The sequence below is a fragment of the Pseudomonas vranovensis DSM 16006 genome, from assembly GCF_000425805.1.
GTDB lineage: Bacteria > Pseudomonadota > Gammaproteobacteria > Pseudomonadales > Pseudomonadaceae > Aquipseudomonas > Aquipseudomonas vranovensis.
Genome location: NZ_AUED01000004.1, coordinates 282,278 through 300,201, shown reverse-complemented (window position 1 = coordinate 300,201; position 17,924 = coordinate 282,278). Strand labels below are relative to the sequence as shown.

The 17,924-nt window shown below is 63.0% G+C and carries 11 protein-coding genes; 7 read left to right on the top strand and 4 right to left on the bottom strand.

Going from position 1 to position 17,924, the window contains the following annotated elements; translation table 11 throughout:
* Positions 1–21 precede the first annotated feature (21 nt).
* A complete protein-coding gene (locus H621_RS0111035) occupies positions 22–435 on the bottom strand; it encodes an NUDIX hydrolase (RefSeq protein ID WP_028943456.1) in 414 nt (137 codons plus the stop codon).
* A 120-nt stretch (positions 436–555) separates the two neighbouring features.
* Here H621_RS0111035 and H621_RS0111030 point away from each other — a divergent pair, with 120 nt between their 5' ends.
* Both H621_RS0111030 and H621_RS0111025 read left to right on the top strand, forming a co-directional pair.
* A complete protein-coding gene (locus H621_RS0111030; RefSeq protein WP_028943455.1) occupies positions 556–4,836 on the top strand; it encodes a DNA glycosylase AlkZ-like family protein in 4,281 nt (1,426 codons plus the stop codon).
* 131 nt (positions 4,837–4,967) lie between these two features.
* Positions 4,968–6,587, top strand: coding sequence for an FMN-binding glutamate synthase family protein (locus H621_RS0111025; RefSeq protein WP_028943454.1), 1,620 nt, complete (start codon positions 4,968–4,970; stop codon positions 6,585–6,587).
* Between the two features lie 45 nt (positions 6,588–6,632).
* Here H621_RS0111025 and H621_RS0111020 read toward each other — a convergent pair whose 3' ends face one another.
* Positions 6,633–8,054 carry an amino acid permease gene (locus H621_RS0111020; protein WP_028943453.1) on the bottom strand — a complete coding sequence of 474 codons (1,422 nt, stop codon included), beginning with the start codon at positions 8,052–8,054 and terminating at the stop codon, positions 6,633–6,635.
* Between the two features lie 437 nt (positions 8,055–8,491).
* On the opposite strand from H621_RS0111020, the gene H621_RS0111015 reads away from it, so the two are divergent.
* The 3 genes from H621_RS0111015 to H621_RS0111005 all read left to right on the top strand — a co-directional run bounded on the left by H621_RS0111015 (position 8,492) and on the right by H621_RS0111005 (position 13,105).
* On the top strand, positions 8,492–11,626 hold the full coding sequence (locus H621_RS0111015; protein ID WP_028943452.1) for a transglycosylase domain-containing protein: 3,135 nt from the start codon (positions 8,492–8,494) through the stop codon (positions 11,624–11,626).
* A 148-nt stretch (positions 11,627–11,774) separates the two neighbouring features.
* On the top strand, positions 11,775–12,338 hold the full coding sequence (locus H621_RS0111010; protein WP_028943451.1) for a PadR family transcriptional regulator: 564 nt from the start codon (positions 11,775–11,777) through the stop codon (positions 12,336–12,338).
* Positions 12,335–13,105 (top strand): siderophore-interacting protein, encoded by a 771-nt coding sequence (locus H621_RS0111005; RefSeq protein ID WP_028943450.1) that lies wholly within the window; start codon positions 12,335–12,337, stop codon positions 13,103–13,105. Before H621_RS0111010 ends, H621_RS0111005 begins: the two co-directional genes overlap by 4 nt.
* 10 nt (positions 13,106–13,115) lie before the next feature.
* Here H621_RS0111005 and H621_RS0111000 read toward each other — a convergent pair whose 3' ends face one another.
* The gene (locus H621_RS0111000; RefSeq protein WP_371919749.1) at positions 13,116–13,703 is read right to left on the bottom strand and encodes a Pr6Pr family membrane protein; all 588 of its coding nucleotides are present in this window, start codon (positions 13,701–13,703) and stop codon (positions 13,116–13,118) included.
* Between the two features lie 69 nt (positions 13,704–13,772).
* Positions 13,773–13,994, bottom strand: a complete 222-nt coding sequence (locus tag H621_RS0110995; RefSeq protein ID WP_028943448.1) for a VF530 family protein — start codon at positions 13,992–13,994, stop codon at positions 13,773–13,775.
* 231 nt (positions 13,995–14,225) lie between these two features.
* Between H621_RS0110995 and H621_RS0110990 the strand changes: the two genes are divergently transcribed.
* Both H621_RS0110990 and H621_RS0110980 read left to right on the top strand, forming a co-directional pair.
* Entirely contained in the window at positions 14,226–16,265 is a 2,040-nt protein-coding gene (locus tag H621_RS0110990) for a TonB-dependent receptor (protein WP_028943447.1), read from the top strand.
* 299 nt (positions 16,266–16,564) lie between these two features.
* Complete coding sequence (locus H621_RS0110980) at positions 16,565–17,923, top strand: carbohydrate porin (protein WP_051270506.1); 1,359 nt, start codon at positions 16,565–16,567, stop codon at positions 17,921–17,923.
* Position 17,924: the final 1 nt, after the last annotated feature.

Below are 17,924 nucleotides of genomic sequence, written 5' to 3'. Positions count from 1 at the left end.
CATTCCTTTGCAATGTCGGGTTCAGGCAGTTTGGCTAGTTAATCGCCGGTACAGGGGGAGAATCAAGTCCCGCGTCAATGGCGCCAACTCAAGGGTCAGTTGCTTGCGCGCCGATACCCACACCACCTCTTCGATCTCGGCAGCAGGCTCGACCGGCATCGCGGTATGTACCAGGAACAGCTCGGCCCTGACCTCGAAACCCGGCTCGTTGGCTGCTGGTGCGCTGAACTGGCCGAGGTACTCGGCATCTTGCTGGTCGATCTGCAGCCCCAGCTCTTCAAACAGCTCACGGGCCAGCGCACTGACCGGATGTTCATCAGCCTCGATCTTGCCACCGGGCTGCATGAAGGCCTGGGTACCGCGCTTGCGCACCAGCAGGGTGCGGCCCTGGGGGTCGAGCAGCAGGGCGGCGGCGATGCGGATGATTTTGCTCATGGAGGGTCTCGTGACGGAAAAAGCGCGCAAGGATCACATGTCGCCGCTGGCGGCACAATCCTGCGGGGCGCCTGACGAACGTACCTTGCAAGCTCGCCCGCTTGGCCGCATAAACAGACCATGAACCTGCCCGCACTCAAGCACCCGGAACTGGACGCCTTCCACCCTGCTGTCCGCACCTGGTTCCAGCGCCGCTTCCCGACCGTGACTGCCGCCCAGGCCCGGGCCTGGCCACTGATTCGTGACGGCCAGTCATTACTGGTGGCAGCCCCTACCGGCTCGGGCAAGACCCTCACGGCCTTCCTGGCAATCCTTGACGAACTGTTCCAGCAGGGCCTGGCCAAGGGCGAGTTGCCGGACCAGACCCAGGTGGTCTATGTCTCGCCGCTCAAGGCGCTGTCCAACGACATCCAGATCAACCTGCAAGCACCTCTGGCCGGCATCAACGAGGCCCTGGTCGAACACGGCCATGCCCCCCTGCAGATCCGCACGGCCGTGCGCAGCGGCGACACCCCGCAGAAAGAACGCACGGCCATGCGCCGTAAAGCGCCACATATCCTGGTCACCACACCCGAATCGCTGTATGTACTGCTCGGTTCCGACTCTGGCCGCCTGGGCCTTGCCAGTGTGCACACGGTGATCGTCGATGAGATCCATGCCCTGGCCGGCAACAAGCGCGGCAGCCATTTGAGCCTGAGCCTTGAACGCCTGCAGGCGCTGTGCGAACGCCCGCTGCGACGCATCGGCCTGTCGGCCACCCAGCGCCCGGTAGAGCGGGTTGCGGCGTTTCTGGTGGGCAAGGAACGTGACTGCGCCATTGTCGATATCGGTCACGCCCGGGCCCGCGACCTGGCCCTTGAGGTGCCGCCGGTGCCCTTGGGCGCGGTGATGGCGACCGATGTCTGGGAGCTGGTCTATGACCGCCTCGCGCAGCTTGCCCGGGAACACCGTACTACCCTGGTGTTCGTCAATACCCGGCGCCTGGCCGAACGCCTGACCCGCCACCTGAGCGAGCGCCTGGGCCAGCACGCAGTAGCCGCGCACCATGGCAGCCTGGCCAAAGAGCACCGCCTGGACGCCGAGCAGCGCCTCAAGCGGGGCGAGTTGCAGGTGCTGGTCGCTACCGCATCGCTTGAACTCGGGATCGATATTGGAGAAGTCGAGCTGGTCTGCCAGATGGGCTCGCCGGGCTCCATTGCGGCCTTTCTGCAGCGTGTCGGTCGCGCGGGGCATCAGGTCGACGGGACGCCCAAGGGACGCTTGTTTCCGCTCTCCAGGGACGACCTGATCGAGTGCGCGGCCCTGCTCGATTGCGTGCGGCGGGGCGAGCTGGACCTGCTGCACATTCCCCGGGCTCCGCTGGATGTACTGGCCCAGCAGATCGTGGCCGAAGTCAGCTGCCAGCCTTGGGATGAACAGGCGTTGTACCAGTGTCTGTGCCAGGCACTGCCCTACGCCGACCTGGACCAGGGCCACTACCAGGCCCTGCTGCGCATGCTTGCCGAAGGTTTCAATGGGCGCCAGGGGGTGCGCAGCGCCTACCTCCATCGCGATGCAGTCAACGCCAACCTGCGCGGCCGGCGCGGCAGCCAGCTGACCGCGCTGACCAGTGGCGGCACCATTCCCGACAATGCCGACTACGCCGTGCTGCTCGAACCCCAGGGGCTGAACATCGGCAGTGTCAATGAAGATTTCGCAGTGGAAAGCATCGCCGGCGACATCTTCCAGCTGGGCAACGCGTCATACCGCATTCTGCGGGTGGAGAGCGGTAAGGTACGGGTCGAGGACGCCCGGGGGCTGCCACCGAGCATTCCCTTCTGGCTGGGCGAGGCACCCGGTCGCAGCGATGAGCTGTCGTTCGGCGTGGCACGCCTGCAAGACGACATCGACCGACGCCTGGGGGAATCCGGTGGCCAACTGCAACCCCTGCTCGACTGGCTGCAGAGCGACATCGGCCTGGCCATGGACAGCGCCGAGCAACTGCTCGATTACCTGGCCCGCACGCGCGAGGTCCTGGGCGCTCTGCCCTCGCAGCAAACCCTGATCATGGAGCGCTTCTTCGACGAGTCCGGCGGGACCCAGTTGATCATTCACAGCCCCTTTGGCAGCCGGATCAACCGCGCCTGGGGCCTGGCGCTGCGCAAACGCTTTTGCCGCGCCTTCAACTTCGAACTGCAGGCCGCCGCCAGCGAAGACGCCATCGTGCTGTCACTGTCGGCCAGCCACAGCTTTGCCCTGGACGAGGTGTGGCGCTACCTGTCGAGCAACAATGCCGAGTCGATCCTGATCCAGGCCCTGCTCGACGCGCCGTTGTTCGGTGTGCGCTGGCGCTGGAACGCCGGTGTCGCCCTGGCCTTGCCGCGTTTTGTTGGCGGGCGCAAGGTGGCGCCACAGATCCAGCGGATGAAAAGCGAGGACCTGATTGCCGCCGTGTTCCCCGACCAGATCGCCTGCCTGGAAAACATCGTCGGCGAGCGGCAAATACCCGACCATCCGCTGGTGGAGCAAACCCTCGATGACTGCCTGCACGAGGCTATGGACAGCGAGGGCTGGCTGGCCTTGCTGCGGCGTATCGAACAAGGCCGGATCAGGTTGATCAGCCGGGACCTTCCCGCCCCGTCGCCCCTGGCGTCGGCCATTCTGAATGCTCGTCCCTATACCTTTCTCGACGATGCGCCGCTGGAGGAACGACGCACCCAGGCGGTGCTCAATCGGCGCTGGAACGAAGCGCAACGCAGTGATGACCTGGGTGCGCTGGACCCCGATGCCATCGCGGCGGTTGAAGCCGAAGCCTGGCCTGCGCCCACCCGAAGCGATGAAATGCATGAAGCGCTGATGAGCCTGGCTTGCATCAGCCACCGTGAAGTCGCGGCCAATCCCGGCTGGCAAACGTGGCTTGATGAACTGGCCGGCACAGGGCGAGCCTGTTCCCTGCAGGGACTGTGGCTTGCCAGGGAGCGCCTGACGCTGCTGCGTGCGCTGTACCCGCACGCAGCGTTGACACCGGATGTTCCGCCACTGCCCGGGTTTGATCAGCCCATGGATGCCGACACCGCCCTGGTCGAGCTGGTGCGCGCACGCCTGAGCGGCTTTGGCCCTCTGACCCTGGCGCAGATCGCCGCGCCCCTGCAATTGCCCATTGGCGCCCTCGAACAGGCACTGGCGCACCTGGAAGCCGAAGGCTATGTGATGCGCGGTTACTTCAGCCCCGGTAGCCAAGACCTGCAATGGTGCGAACGGCACTTGCTGGCGCGTATCCACCGCTACACGGTCAAGCGCCTGCGTCGGGAAATAGAACCGGTCAGCCTGCAGGACTTCATGCGTTTTCTGTTCGACTGGCAGCACCTGAGCACGGCCACGCGGCTACAAGGCCCCGCTGCGCTCAGTGAAGTGCTGGAACAGTTCGAGGGTTATGCCGCGGCGTCAAGTGCCTGGGAGGCCGATTTGTTGCCCACCCGTATCAAGGACTACAGCCCGATGTGGCTGGATGAAGCGTGCCGGGCAGGCAAGTTCGTGTGGGCGCGACTGGCGCCCGGCGCAGCGGCCACCACCTTGCGCAGCACGCCACTGGTGCTGTTGCCGCGTGCCCGCCTGGGGCTGTGGCGGACACTGAACCCAGCACAGGAGAGCAGCGAGCTGAGCCTGAAGGCACAAAGGGTACAGGCGGTACTGACTGACCACGGCGCCTTGTTCTTCGATGAACTGGTGCATGACGCCCACCTGCTGCCCAGCGAATTGGAAAACGCCCTGCAGGAGTTGGTGGCGGCCGGGTTGATCAGCGCCGACAGCTTTGCCGGCCTGCGGGCACTGATCACGCCGGCCAGCAAGCGCCAGGGGCGCAGCCACCGTCGTGGGCGCGGGCCTTCGTTCGGCGGTATGCAGGACGCCGGGCGCTGGGCCCTGCTGCGCAAGGCTGCGGCGCCCGATAACCGCGACGAAAGCCTGGAACACATCGCCCGTACCTTGCTACGCCGCTACGGCGTGATCTGCTGGCGATTGCTGGAGCGCGAGGCCGACTGGCTACCGAGCTGGCGCGAACTGCTGCGTTGTTACCACCGCCTGGAAGCCCGTGGCGAGATTCGAGGCGGGCGCTTCATCAGCGGCCTGGCCGGTGAGCAATTCGCCCTGCCCGAAGCGGTGGCGTTGCTGCGTGAGGTGCGCCGACGGCCGCTGGACGCCAGCCTGGTGGCGCTGAGCGCCAGTGACCCACTCAACCTGATCGGCACGCTGCTGCCTGGCACCAAGGTGCCGGCGCTCAGCAGCAATCGCCTGCTCTACCGCGACGGCGTGCCGGTGGCCAGCCTGATTGCCGGCACGGTTCACTTCGATGTTGCGCTGGAGCTTGCCCAGCAGGGCGAGCTGCGCGACCGCTTGATCCGCGAACCCGGCCTATCGCTGTGAGAATGATTTTTACTCCAACTGATTGACGGCAAGGCTTCATGTTCATGGGCTGGCGCTGGTGCGTGCAACCGGGCTAAGGTCGGAAATTGTTCCAGGCCCCGAGCCTGACCGAGCCATCGAAAGGAACCTGCATGAGCCTGTCACTTCTGAGCCGCTATGCCTTTTTCGCCGCCTGTGTCCTGTTCACCCTGGCGAGCCTGCCCTTCCTGCACCATGAGTGGCTTTGGCCGTTCACCCTGGCGACCGCCATCCTCAGCCTGATCGGCCTGTTCGACCTGCTGCAAAGCCGCCACGCGGTACGGCGCAACTACCCGATCCTGGGCAATATCCGTTACCTGGTCGAAGGCATTCGCCCGGAAATCCGCCAATACCTGCTCGAATCCGACAGCGATGCCCTGCCGTTCTCCCGAGCCCAGCGCTCACTGGTGTATGCCCGGGCCAAGAAGGAAGCCTCGGACAAGCCCTTCGGCACCTTGATCGATGTGTACCAGTCGGGTTTTGAATTCATCGGCCACTCCATGCGCCCGGCGCCGTTGAGCGATCCGGCAGCCTTCCGGGTGATCGTCGGTGGCCCGCAATGCACCCAGCCCTACTCGGCTTCGGTGTTCAACATCTCGGCCATGAGCTTCGGCTCGCTCAGCGCCAATGCCATTCGCGCCCTCAACCAGGGGGCCAAACTGGGCAATTTCGCCCATGACACTGGGGAGGGCAGCATCAGCCCCTACCACCGTGAGCATGGCGGCGACCTGACCTGGGAGCTGGGCAGTGGTTACTTTGGTTGCCGCACCTCCGATGGCCGATTCGACCCCGAGCGCTTTGCCGAACAAGCCCGCAGCCCGCAAGTGCGAATGATCGAAATCAAGATGAGCCAGGGTGCAAAGCCCGGCCATGGCGGCATCCTGCCCAAGCACAAGGTCACCCGCGAGATTGCCGAGACCCGCGGCGTGATGATGGGCGAAGACTGCATTTCGCCGTCGCGCCACAGCGCCTTCTCCACCCCTATCGAGATGATGCAGTTCATTGCCCAGTTGCGTGAGCTATCGGGCGGCAAGCCGGTGGGCTTCAAGTTCTGCCTGGGTCACCCGTGGGAATTCATGGGCATCGCCAAGGCCATGCTGGAAACCGGCATCCTGCCGGACTTCATCGTTATCGACGGCAAGGAAGGCGGCACCGGCGCGGCACCGGTGGAGTTCACCGACCACATCGGCGTCCCCCTGCGTGAAGGCCTGCTATTCGTTCACAACACCCTGGTGGGCTTGAACCTGCGTGACAAGATCAAGTTGGGCGCCAGCGGCAAGATCGTCAGTGCCTTCGACATCGCCAGCGTGCTGGCCATCGGTGCCGACTGGGCCAACTCGGCGCGCGGCTTCATGTTCGCCATCGGCTGCATCCAGTCCCAGAGCTGCCACACCAACAAGTGCCCCACCGGCGTCGCCACCCAGGATGCCCTGCGCCAGCGCGCCCTGGTGGTGCCGGACAAAGCCCAGCGGGTGTTCAACTTCCACCACAGCACCCTCAAGGCCCTGGCCGAAATGCTCGCCGCTGCCGGTCTCGATCACCCCTCCCAACTGGAAGCCAAGCACTTGGTGCGACGCGTGTCGGCCACCGAGATTAAATTGTTCTCGCAGATGCACGTATTCCTCAAGCCCGGCGAATTGCTCAGCGGGCAGATCAGTGGCGAGTTCTATTCGAGAATGTGGGCGATGGCCCGGGCCGACAGTTTCGAGCCCAACAGCGAGGTTGCAGCCTGAGTGTTTCGCGGGGCAAGTCGAGACGTTGCCCCGCGATGTTTCACATCAGGACGCGGTACGCGCCAGTTGCGCGTTGTCGGCCTTTGGCGACAGCTTGAACACGTAGTAAAGCACGGTGAGCATCACCAGGAACGCCGGGCCGATGTACAAGGCCACACGGGTTTCCTCGAAGTAGGCCATCAGGCCAACCACCAGGATCAGGAATGCCAGCGCCAGGTACGAGCTCAGGGGCCACAGCCACATGCGATATTTCAGGGCCTTGCGCTCGGCAGTGGACAGGCCGGCACGGAACTTGAGCTGCGCCAGCAGGATCATCACCCAGGTCCAGATCGCACCGAAGGTAGCGATTGCCGTCACCCAGACGAAGACCTTCTCCGGCACCAGGTAGTTGGCCAGCACGCCCAGCAGCAGAGCGGCGATGGACAGCAGCAAGGCATTGCGCGGCACGCCGTTGCTCGAGGTGCGGGCAAAGGTGGCCGGGGCCTGGCCGTTCTGCGCCAGGCTATAAAGCATGCGCCCGGTGCTGAAGATACCGCCGTTGCACGACGACAGCGCCGCGGTGATCACCACGAAGTTGATGATGCCGGCTGCAGTCTTGATGCCCAGACGCTCGAAGGTCATCACGAACGGGCTGCCCTGGCTGCCGATTTCGTTCCACGGGTAGATCGACAGGATCACGAACAGCGCGCCCACATAGAACAGCAGGATGCGCCAGAACACCGAGCCGATGGCCTGGGGAATGGTCTTTTGCGGGTTGCGTGCTTCGCCGGCGGTCAGGCCGATCATTTCTACGCCCAGGTAGGCGAACATCACCATCTGCAGCGACATCAACACACCGGTCACGCCGTTCGGCATGAAGCCACCATTGCTCCACAGGTTGGAAATCCCCATGGCCACACCGTCGTTACCGAAGCCGAAGGCGATGATACCGATGCCGCCCAGTACCATGGCAATGATGGTGACGATCTTGATCAAGGCAAACCAGAACTCGAACTCACCGAATGCCTTGACCGCGATCAGGTTGATCGCGCCCATGCTGCCCAGGGCCGCCAGGGCCCAGATCCAGCGGGGTACATCAGGGAACCAGATACCCATGTAGATCGCCACTGCGGTGATTTCCGCCACGCAGGTCACCAGCCACAGGAACCAATAGTTCCAGCCGGTCAGAAAGCCCGCCAGCGGGCCGAGGTAGTCTTGGGCGTAACGGCTGAAGGAGCCTGCAACCGGGTTGTGTACCGCCATCTCACCGAGGGCACGCATGATCACCAGGATCGCCAGGCCACCGATGATATAAGACAGCATGATTGCCGGACCGGCCATTTCGATGGCCTTGGCCGAACCCAGGAACAGGCCGACACCGATACAGGCGCCCAGCGCCATCAGGCGAATGTGTCGCTCGCCGAGTTCTCGCTTGAGTGGGCCGCCCTGGGCGGTCTCACCGTGAGAGGGATGGTTGCCGACTGGCATAGAAATACAACCTCATTTTGTTATTGGATATAGACCGTTCGTGCAGGCCTGGTACCGCCGATAGGCGAGTACGCTGCCTTGCCGGGCGCCACCTTGTGAGCGGCCCCGTCTACCGATGCGCGAGGCGCCGGTAGTGCGAAAGGGGCGAGCAGTATAGAAAGGCCCCAACAGGGCTTTTCACTATAAAAAGCACGATATTTGGCGAGAACTCTCGGCAATAACCGTATCAATGCAGGGGTATTCCCCGTGCCTTTTCCAGCACCGTAAAAAGGGCGGCTAACATAGCACCAAAACCGGGCATTACAACCTTCCACCAAAGGCGCATGCCTGCGCCTTTCCAGGTCATGCCTTGCAGGCTCTACAAATTTTTCACCAAACCCGCTCACCGTCTAAGCTTCAGGCAAGCAAGACGAAAATAAGTAGCCGGGCTGAAAACTATGGGCGCATTGTGGCAATCGGAACCAACCAGTAAGGAAGCTCCCCCTGAATCTCTAGAAGAATCACCATTGCCGAAAAGCCCTCGCCAACGTCATTTGTGGTGGAGGCTGATCTGGCTGGTGCTGCTGCTCAGCCTGATCGCCCTTGGACTGGCCATCACCAATGAAATGCACACTTCGCGGATGCAGTCACGCGAACTGAGCCAGCTCGCCTCGACCCTGACCTACTCCCTGCAACCGGGGCCCAGCGATGCGATCATCTACCCCGGCGACGGGCCGTTCGACCAGCGCCTGGGCTACAGCGCCCTGGGCGATTTCCTGCCACGCCTGCTCAAGCGCGATTATGTAATCAGTGAGCAGGTGCATTTTTCGCCAGCATTGATGAACTACACCGAGCACGGCTTCTTCGTGCCCTACAAGGAAAAGATCCAGACCGGCCTGTCGATCACCGACTGCAAGGGTGACGTGCTCTACCAGTACCACTACCCGCAGTACCTGTACCCGGACTTCGACTCGATCCCGCCGGTGATCGTCAACAGCCTGCTGTTCATCGAGAACCGTGACCTGCTCGACCCCAATGATCCCTACGCCAACCCGGCGGTGGACTGGCCACGCTTTGCCAAGGCAGCCTACAGCCAGGTGGCCAAGTACTTGGCCCTGCCCGGCCAATCCGCCGGCGGCAGCACCCTGGCCACCCAGTTGGAAAAATACCGTCACTCGCCCGACGGCCTCACCGTGTCGGGCAGCGAGAAAATCCGCCAGATGATTTCCGCCAGCGTGCGCGCCTACCAGGGGGGCCCTGAGACCCTCGAGGCCCGCCAGCGCATCGTGCGTGACTACCTCAACAGCGTGCCGCTCTCGGCGGTGCCCGGCCATGGTGAAGTGCATGGCATGGCGGAGGGCCTGCGGGTCTGGTACGGCGCCGATTTTGCCCAGGTCAACGAGATCCTGGCCTCGACCGCTACCGACCCTCAAAGCATGGCGGCGCGGGGCCTGGCGCTGCGTCAGGTGCTGTCGTTGATGATCGCCCAGCGCCGGCCTTCGCACTTTCTATCCAAAGGTCGCAACGAGCTGGCCGAACTGACCGACAGCCACATCCGCGTCCTGGCGGCCAGCAATATTGTCGACCGCCCATTGGCCGATGCCGCACTGGCCAGCAAGGCCACCTTCCGCGACTGGGTGGCCCAACCCACCATCGTGCCCATCGTCACCAACAAGGGCATCAGTGTGGCCCGCAGCCGTTTGTCCCTGGCCCTGGCCCGGCCGCTCTACGACCTCGACCGCCTCGACCTGTCGGCCACCAGTACCTTGCAATCGGACCTGCAAGGGCAAGTCAGCCAGTACCTCAAGGACCTCGCCGACCCGGCCTTTGCCGAAAAGGTCGGCCTGTTCGGTGAACGCCTGTTGACGCCCACCAGCACCACCCAGGTCCGCTACAGCTTCACCTTGCTCGAACGTACCGCCAATGGTTCGCGGGTACGGGTGCAGACCGACAGCACGGACCAGCCTTTCGACATCAACGAAGGCAGCAAGCTGGAGCTGGGCTCCACCGCCAAGCTGCGGGTGCTGACCAGCTACCTGGAAATCATTGCCGAGCTGCACGACAAGTATGCCAATACCCCCGCCGCAGACCTGAAGAAGGTCGAAGTTGCAGAACTGGACTTCATCACCCGCTGGGCAATCGACTACCTGATCCAGAACAAGGACCGCAACATCGAGGCGATGCTGGATGCGGCGCTCAACCGTAAATATTCGGCAAGCCCGGGCGAGGCGTTCTTCACCGGTGGCGGCATGCATGTGTTCAACAACTTTCGCAAGGAAGACAACGGCCGTATCCCCACCCTCAAGGACGCGCTGCGCGAGTCGATCAACCTGCCCTTCATTCGCCTGATGCGTGATCTGGTGCGCTACAGCACCTACCAGACGCCCGGCAACAGCGTTGCGCTGCTCAGGGACGATGCCGAGCCACGGCGCCAGGAGTACCTGGCGCGCTTTGCCGACAAGGAAGGTACTGACTACCTGCGCAGGTTCTGGAAAAAATACCAGCGCAAGACCTCGCAGCAACGCCTGGACACCTTCCTCGACAGCCTGCGGATCACCCCGATCCGCCTGGCCGCCGTACACCGTTACCTGTTCCCCGAAGCCGACCAGGCCACTTTCAATGCCTTCGTCCAGGCGCACCTGAAAAAGGACCGGCTGGACAACAAGCGTGCACCCAGCAAGCAAGACACGGTAACCGAGAAACGCCTGGACGACATGTACTACGCCTACGGTCCCGGCAAGTTCGACCTGCCAGACCAGGGCTTTGTCGCCAAGGTCCATCCGCTGGACCTGTGGCTGCTGGGCTACCTCCTCAAGAACCCCAGCGCGAGCTTCCAGGATGCGGTGCAAGCCAGCCAGTTCGAGCGTCAGGAAGTCTACGGCTGGCTGTTCAAGAGCAAGCACAAGGGCGCTCGCGACAGCCGTATCCGTACCCTGGTGGAGATCGAAGCCTTCCTTGATATCCACCGGCGCTGGAAGCGAGTCGGCTACCCGTTCGATCACCTCGTGCCGTCGCTGGCCACCGCCATCGGGAGCTCCGGCGACCGTCCGGCAGCTTTGGCCGAACTGGTCGGCATCATTCAGAACGACGGTATCCGCCTGCCGGTCCTGCGTATCGACACCCTGCACTTTGCCGCCGACACGCCTTACGAAACCCGCCTCGCCGGAGACCCCGACCTGGGCCAGCGGGTGCTGTCGGTAGAAGTCGCCCGCGCCCTGCGCGGGGCCCTTTCGCAAGTCGTCGACGCCGGGACCGCACGCCGGGTGTCCGGTAGCTTCAAGCTAAACGACGGTACGCCCATGGTCATGGGTGGCAAGACCGGTACCGGCGACAACCGCCTCGAAAGCTGGGGCGCCGGAGGCCGTTTGCTTGGGTCCAAGGCCATCAACCGCACCGCGACCTTCGTGTTCTTCCTCGGCGATAACCACTTTGGCACCCTCACCGCCTTCGTACCGGGCCGGGCCGCCGAGTCCTTCAAGTTCACCTCGGCACTGCCGGTACAGGTGCTCAAGGGCATGGCGCCGATCCTGACGCCCTACCTGCAACCGGGCAGCCACACGCTGTGCAAGGCACCACAAGTGGCCCAGAAGTAAACCGATTCAACTTGCCTGGGCGCATTGATTGCGCCCGGGTTCTCTTCTGCCCGCCGACATCATGAGAAATATTCTCAATCTCAACGCTTGCCTAAAGATATATCTTGAGTAATATCTGAAGATACATCTAACGCAATCGGAGATTCCCATGCGTGACCATCACCCCCACCGTGACCACGGCGATCGCCATGACGGATTTGAACGCCGCCATGGCCGCGGCGATCGCGGCCCGCGCGTATTCGCCCCCGGCGACCTGAAACTGCTGCTGTTGTCGATGCTGGCCGAGCAGCCCTGCCACGGCTACGACCTGATCCGCCAGATCGAAACCCTGTTTGGCGGCAACTACAGCCCAAGCCCCGGCGTGATCTACCCCACCCTGACCTTTCTCGAAGAGAGCGAACTGATCGTCGGCCAGGTCCATGGCAGCAAGAAGCTCTACAGCGTCACCCCTGCCGGGGTCACGGCCCTCGCCGAGCAGGCTGTCGCCCTGGACGGCGTGCGCATGCGCATCGAGGTCAGCAAGCGCTCACTGTTCGGCCACGATCGCCCAGCAGAGATCCACGAAGCGGTACACAACCTGCGTCATGCCCTGCAAATGCACAGTGGCCGCTGGAACCCCGAAGAAATCGAGCGGGTGCGTACCCTGCTCAACAACACTGCCAAGGCCATCGTTGCAGGACCGGCCACGGCACCTACGGAGAAGTCCCAATGAGTGGCAGCGAAAACACCGCGATCCATCGCGTGAACCACGAAATCAAACACCGCCGCCTGGATGTGCTGAAGGTCATCGACCTGACCCCGCGCATGCGTCGCATCACCGTCGGTGGGCCACAACTGCAAGGCTTTACCAGCGTGGGCAGCGACGATCACATCAAACTGCTGTTCGCCACTTCGCCAGAAGACCAGGTGGCGCTGGACAACCTCGACTTCGGCCGTGACACCTGGCGCCCAACGATGCGCGAGTACACCCCGCGGCGTATCGACCTGGCAGCCGGCGAACTGGATATCGACTTCGTGCTGCACGGCGATGGCCCTGCCTCCACCTGGGCTGCCCAGGCAGAAGTCGGTCAGGTCCTGAACATTGCCGGCCCGCGTGCGTCGATGGTGGTGCCGGATATCTTCGACAGCTACCTGTTGATCGGTGACGAAACGGCGATTCCTGCCATTGCCCGGCGACTGGAAGAACTGCCAGCCACACGCAAGGTGCTGGCGGTGATCGAGATTGAAGATGCGCAGGAGCAACAACCCCTGGCGAGCAAGGCACAGGTAGAAGTGATCTGGGTGCAGCGTCATCAACGGGAGCTGCTTGACGTCGTGAAAGCGCTGAAGCTGCCAGAAGGTCAGCTGTACACCTGGGTCGCGCTGGAGAAGAGCCTGACCCGCCAGGCCAAGCGCTTGTTGATCGACGAGAAAGGCGTGAAGGAAAACCTGATCAAAGCCGCCGCCTACTGGCGCCTTGATCCGAACGACGACGCGTAATACGGCACCATCAGGGTTGCGTCCTGGCCTTGGCCAGGCGCCCGCCCTGCCAATGATCCAGGCCCAGGATCAGCAGGCCGATGGTGATGAAACCCAGCAGTATCGCCAGGGCGTTGATCAATACCTGCCCATAGCCAAGGGTCGCCACATCGATAAAGGGATAGGGATAGACACCTATCGAATGGCCGCGCAGCAGTGCATAGGCAAAATAACCCGCCGGATACAGCAACCAGGCCAGCAAGTGCTTCAAGCGCAGGTTGCCTTTCTCGACGCAGCACCACCAATAGACCACGAACAGCAACGGCATGATGTCGTGCAGCAGTTCATCGGCCACCCACTGCCAGCCTTGCGGATGCCACAAGTGGCGCAACAACAGGCTATAGGCCAGGCCAACCAGGACAATGCTGGCAGCAATGCCGCCAGTGACACCCGGTGCGAGAAAGAACCGCCGCGAAGCCGACGCCCTGCCAAACGCGGCCTGCGTGAGCACCACCGCAACCAGGGTATTGCTCAGCACGGTGAAGTAACTGAAGAAATTCACAAGGCCGCCGATCAGGCTGGCCTGCTCCTGCCAGCGCACCAGCAATACCAAGTACATCTGGATCGCCAGCGCACTCCAACCCAGGCAGGCAGCCAGGCCGACAGCTCGCCTCGCCCATGGCATGGATCAACGACCGCGCTGCAGCTTCAGGTACAGGCGTTCGACTTTTTCCCTCGCCCAAGGCGTTTTACGCAAAAACGTCAGGCTCGACTTGATGCTTGGGTCGCTCTTGAAGCAGCGGATATCGATGCGCTGGGCCAGCCCTTCCCATTGGTAGTGCTCGACCAGCTTGGTGAGGATCTGCTCCAGCGTCACGCCATGCAGCGGATTGGGGTTGGCAGTGGACATTGCTGTGCTCCAGTGGATCAAAGGTGCGCACCTTAGCTCAGTCTTCAGTCGTTTACACGCAAGCGCAGCGGTGCGACGTCTCGACCTGCCCCGCGTCAGTGCCAATGCGGCAGTTGCAAGGAGTATGGCTGATCACGGGGCAAGCCTGCGCCAACGGGGGCTTTCCCATAGAGCAGAAAGCAATGTTATATTGTAACAACACTATAACACTGCCAAGGACTCCTCTCCCCCATGCGCCTCTCCCCCCTTGCCGCCGCCCTCTGGCTCGTCTCTCCCTTGAGCCTGGCGGTCGAGCTTCAAACCCAGGTCATCACCGCCAACCCGCTGGGCACAGGTGAACTGGCCGCGCCCACCAGCGTGCTAGAAGGCGACGACCTGACCCTGCAGCAAAAGGGCAGCCTCGGCCAGACCCTGAGCAACCAGCCCGGCGTTTCCTCCACCTGGTTCGGCCCCGGCGCCAGCCGTCCGATCATTCGTGGCCTGGACGGCGACCGTATCCGTATCTTGCGCAACGGTGTTGGAGCCCTCGATGCCTCGTCGCTGTCGTATGACCACGCCGTGCCACTGGACCCTGCCACCGTGGATCGCATCGAAATTGTCCGCGGCCCGGCCGCCCTGCTCTATGGCGGCAACGCCATTGGCGGCGTAGTCAACAGTTTCGACAACCGCATCCCCACCGCCCCGATCGATGGCATCCAGGGTGCGGGCGAACTGCGCTACGGCGGCGCCGACACCACCCGCAGCAGTGCCGGCAAGCTTGAAGCCGGTGACGGCCGCTTTGCCCTGCACCTGGACGCCAACAGCCGGCAGTTCAACGACCTGCGCATTCCCGGCTACGCGCACAGTTCCCAAGTACGCGATGCAGACGACCCGGGCAGTCGCAACAAACTGGAGAACAGCAATGGCCGCCAGGAGGGGGGGGCCGCGGGCGGTGCCTACCACTGGGATCATGGCTATGCGGGGCTTTCCTTCAGCCGCTACGACTCGAACTACGGCTCGGTGGCCGAGCCCGGCGTACGCCTGGACATGCAGCAGGATCACTACGGCTTCGCCTCTGAACTGCGGGATCTGGAAGGCCCTTTCAGTTCGCTGAAATTCGATGTCGGCTACACCGATTACCAGCACCGCGAACTGGAGGGTGGCGAGGTCCATACCACGTTCAAGAACAAAGGCTACGAAGCGCGGGTCGAGGCCCGGCATCAGCCCCTGGGCCCGGTAGAGGGCGTGATTGGCGCACAGGTCAGCCGCAACGAGTTCTCTGCCCTGGGCGAAGAAGCCTTCGTGCCGCAGACCGATACAGACACCCTGGCGCTGTTCATGCTCGAACAGTGGCAAGCCAGCGAACGCCTGAACCTGAGCCTGGGCGGACGACTGGAACACACGCGAGTGGATCCGGACAGCCAGGGCAGCGAGCGCTTCGCCCACGCCGGCAGCGCTGCCAGTTTCACTGCCGCCAGCCTGTCGTCCGGCGCTGTCTATGAGTTGACGCCAGTCTGGTCGCTGGCTGCCACCCTGGGCTACACCGAACGCGCCCCGACCTTCTACGAGCTGTACGCCAACGGTGCCCACGTCGCCACCGGCACCTATGAGGTGGGAGACCCGAACCTGAGCAAGGAGAAAGCGATCTCCAGCGACCTGGCCCTGCGCTTTGACAACGGCGTGCACAAAGGCAGCGTCGGGATGTTCTACAGCCACTTCCGCAATTACATCGGGCTGCTGGCCAGCGGCAACCTGCGCGAAGGCCATGACCATGACCACGGCGATGAAGGCCACGATCACGACCATGATCACGACCACGCAGGAGACGTGCCCGAGTACCTGTACCGTGGTGTACGGGCGCGCTTCTACGGCATCGAGGCCCAGGACCGCTGGCAACTGGTGCAGAACCGCTATGGCAGCTTCGCCCTGGAGTTGTCGGGCGATTACACCCGGGCCAAGAACCTCGACAGCGGCGAAGACCTGCCACGTATCGCCCCACTGCGTTTGAACAGCGGTTTGCTCTGGGAGCTGGATCGCTGGCAGGCGCGGCTCGATGTACAACACGCCAGTGCCCAGCACAAAAAGCCTGCCAACGAGACCAGCACCGCTGGCTACACCACCCTGGGTGCCAGCGTGGGATATCGCTTCGAGGTCGGCCAGAGCCAGTGGCTGGCCTTTGTACGTGCTGAAAACCTCAGCGACCAGACCGTGCGCTACGCCAGTTCCATCCTGCGCGACATCGCCCCGGCGCCGGGACGCAGCGTAGAAGTAGGCCTGCGCACTACCTTCTGACCCCTTTATTGGAGACGAAAATGCTATGCAGCCGCTGCCGCCAGGCTGCGATCGGCTGCGTAGCAGTCGCCCATAGGTCAAGCGGCCGCTTTGCACCGATTGCAGCCTGGCGGCAGCGGCTACACCCTTCCGGCAACGGTTCCTTTTGCCGATATGACTTTTTTTCTTACAAATTCAGCTATATCCTCCCCGCCGCAAGCTGAACCGCTTCAGTCATTTCCCCTGCAGCCTTATCGCCGACGATCCCCAGGACGCGGCTGACTTGCCGTTTTTCAATCATCAAAAGATAGCGCTATCTCATGCCTCAGTTTGATCGTATCCGCTTTTCCCCCGCCACCCGGACGCTGCTTTCGGGTCTGGCCATTGCCAGCCTGGCCCCTTGTGCCCAGGCCACAGCGATGTTCGCCAGCAACTCGCCATGGATGCTTGGCGATTGGGGCGGCACCCGCACGGAGCTGGCTGAACGCGGCTACGACTTCACCCTCGGCTACACCGGCGAGATGGGCGCCAACCTCGACGGCGGCTATGACGACGACCAGACCGCCCGCTACAGCGGCCAGTTCGCCCTGGGCACGCACCTGGACCTGCAAAAAATCCTCGGCTGGCACGATGCCGAGTTCCAGCTGACCGTCACCCAGCGCCATGGCGACAACATCAGCAATGACCGCATCAACGACCCCCGGGTAGGCGGTTTTACCTCGGCCCAGGAAATCTGGGGCCGTGGTCAGACCTGGCGGCTGACGCAGATGTGGGTCAAGCAGAAATACTTCGACGGCGCCCTGGATGTGAAATTCGGCCGCTTCGGCCAGGGCGAAGACTTCAACAGCTTCCCTTGCGACTTCCAGAACCTGGCCTTCTGCGGCTCCCAGGTAGGCAACTGGGTGGGTAACATCTGGTACAACTGGCCCGTCAGCCAGTGGGCGCTGCGGGTCAAGTACAACCTCACCCCCGAGCTGTACGCGCAGATTGGCGCCTATGAGCAGAACCCCTCCAACCTTGACCGCGGCAACGGCTTCAAGCTCAGCGGCAGCGGCACCCAGGGTGCGGTGATTCCGGTGGAACTGGTCTGGAGCCCGGCGGTCAACGGCCTGAAAGGGGAATATCGCGCCGGTTACTACTACAGTAATGCCAAGGCAACTGATGTCTACAAGGACAGCAACGACCAACCGGCAGCACTGAGCGGCCAGGCTTATCGCAGCAGTTCGAGCAAGCACGGCTTCTGGCTCGGTGCCCAGCAGCAGGTGACGTCGCAAGCGTCCGACCACTCCCGTGGCCTGAGCGTGTTTGCCAACGCCACGCTGCACGACAAGAAGACCAATGCCATCGACAACTATGTTCAGGCAGGTGTTGTGTACAAGGGGCCCTTCGATGCCCGCGCCAAGGACGACATCGGTTTCGCCCTCGCCCGCGTGCACGTCAACCCTGCCTACCGCAAGAATGCCCGGGCCATCAACGAGGCCTCGGGCATCACCGATTTCGACAATCCCGCCTACCGCCCGGTGCAGGACACCGAGTACAGCGCCGAGCTGTACTACGGCATACACCTGGCCGACTGGCTCACCGTGCGCCCGAACCTGCAGTACATCCGTCATCCCGGTGGCGTGAACCAGGTCGATGACGCGCTGATCGGCGGGATCAAGATCCAGAGCAGCTTCTAAA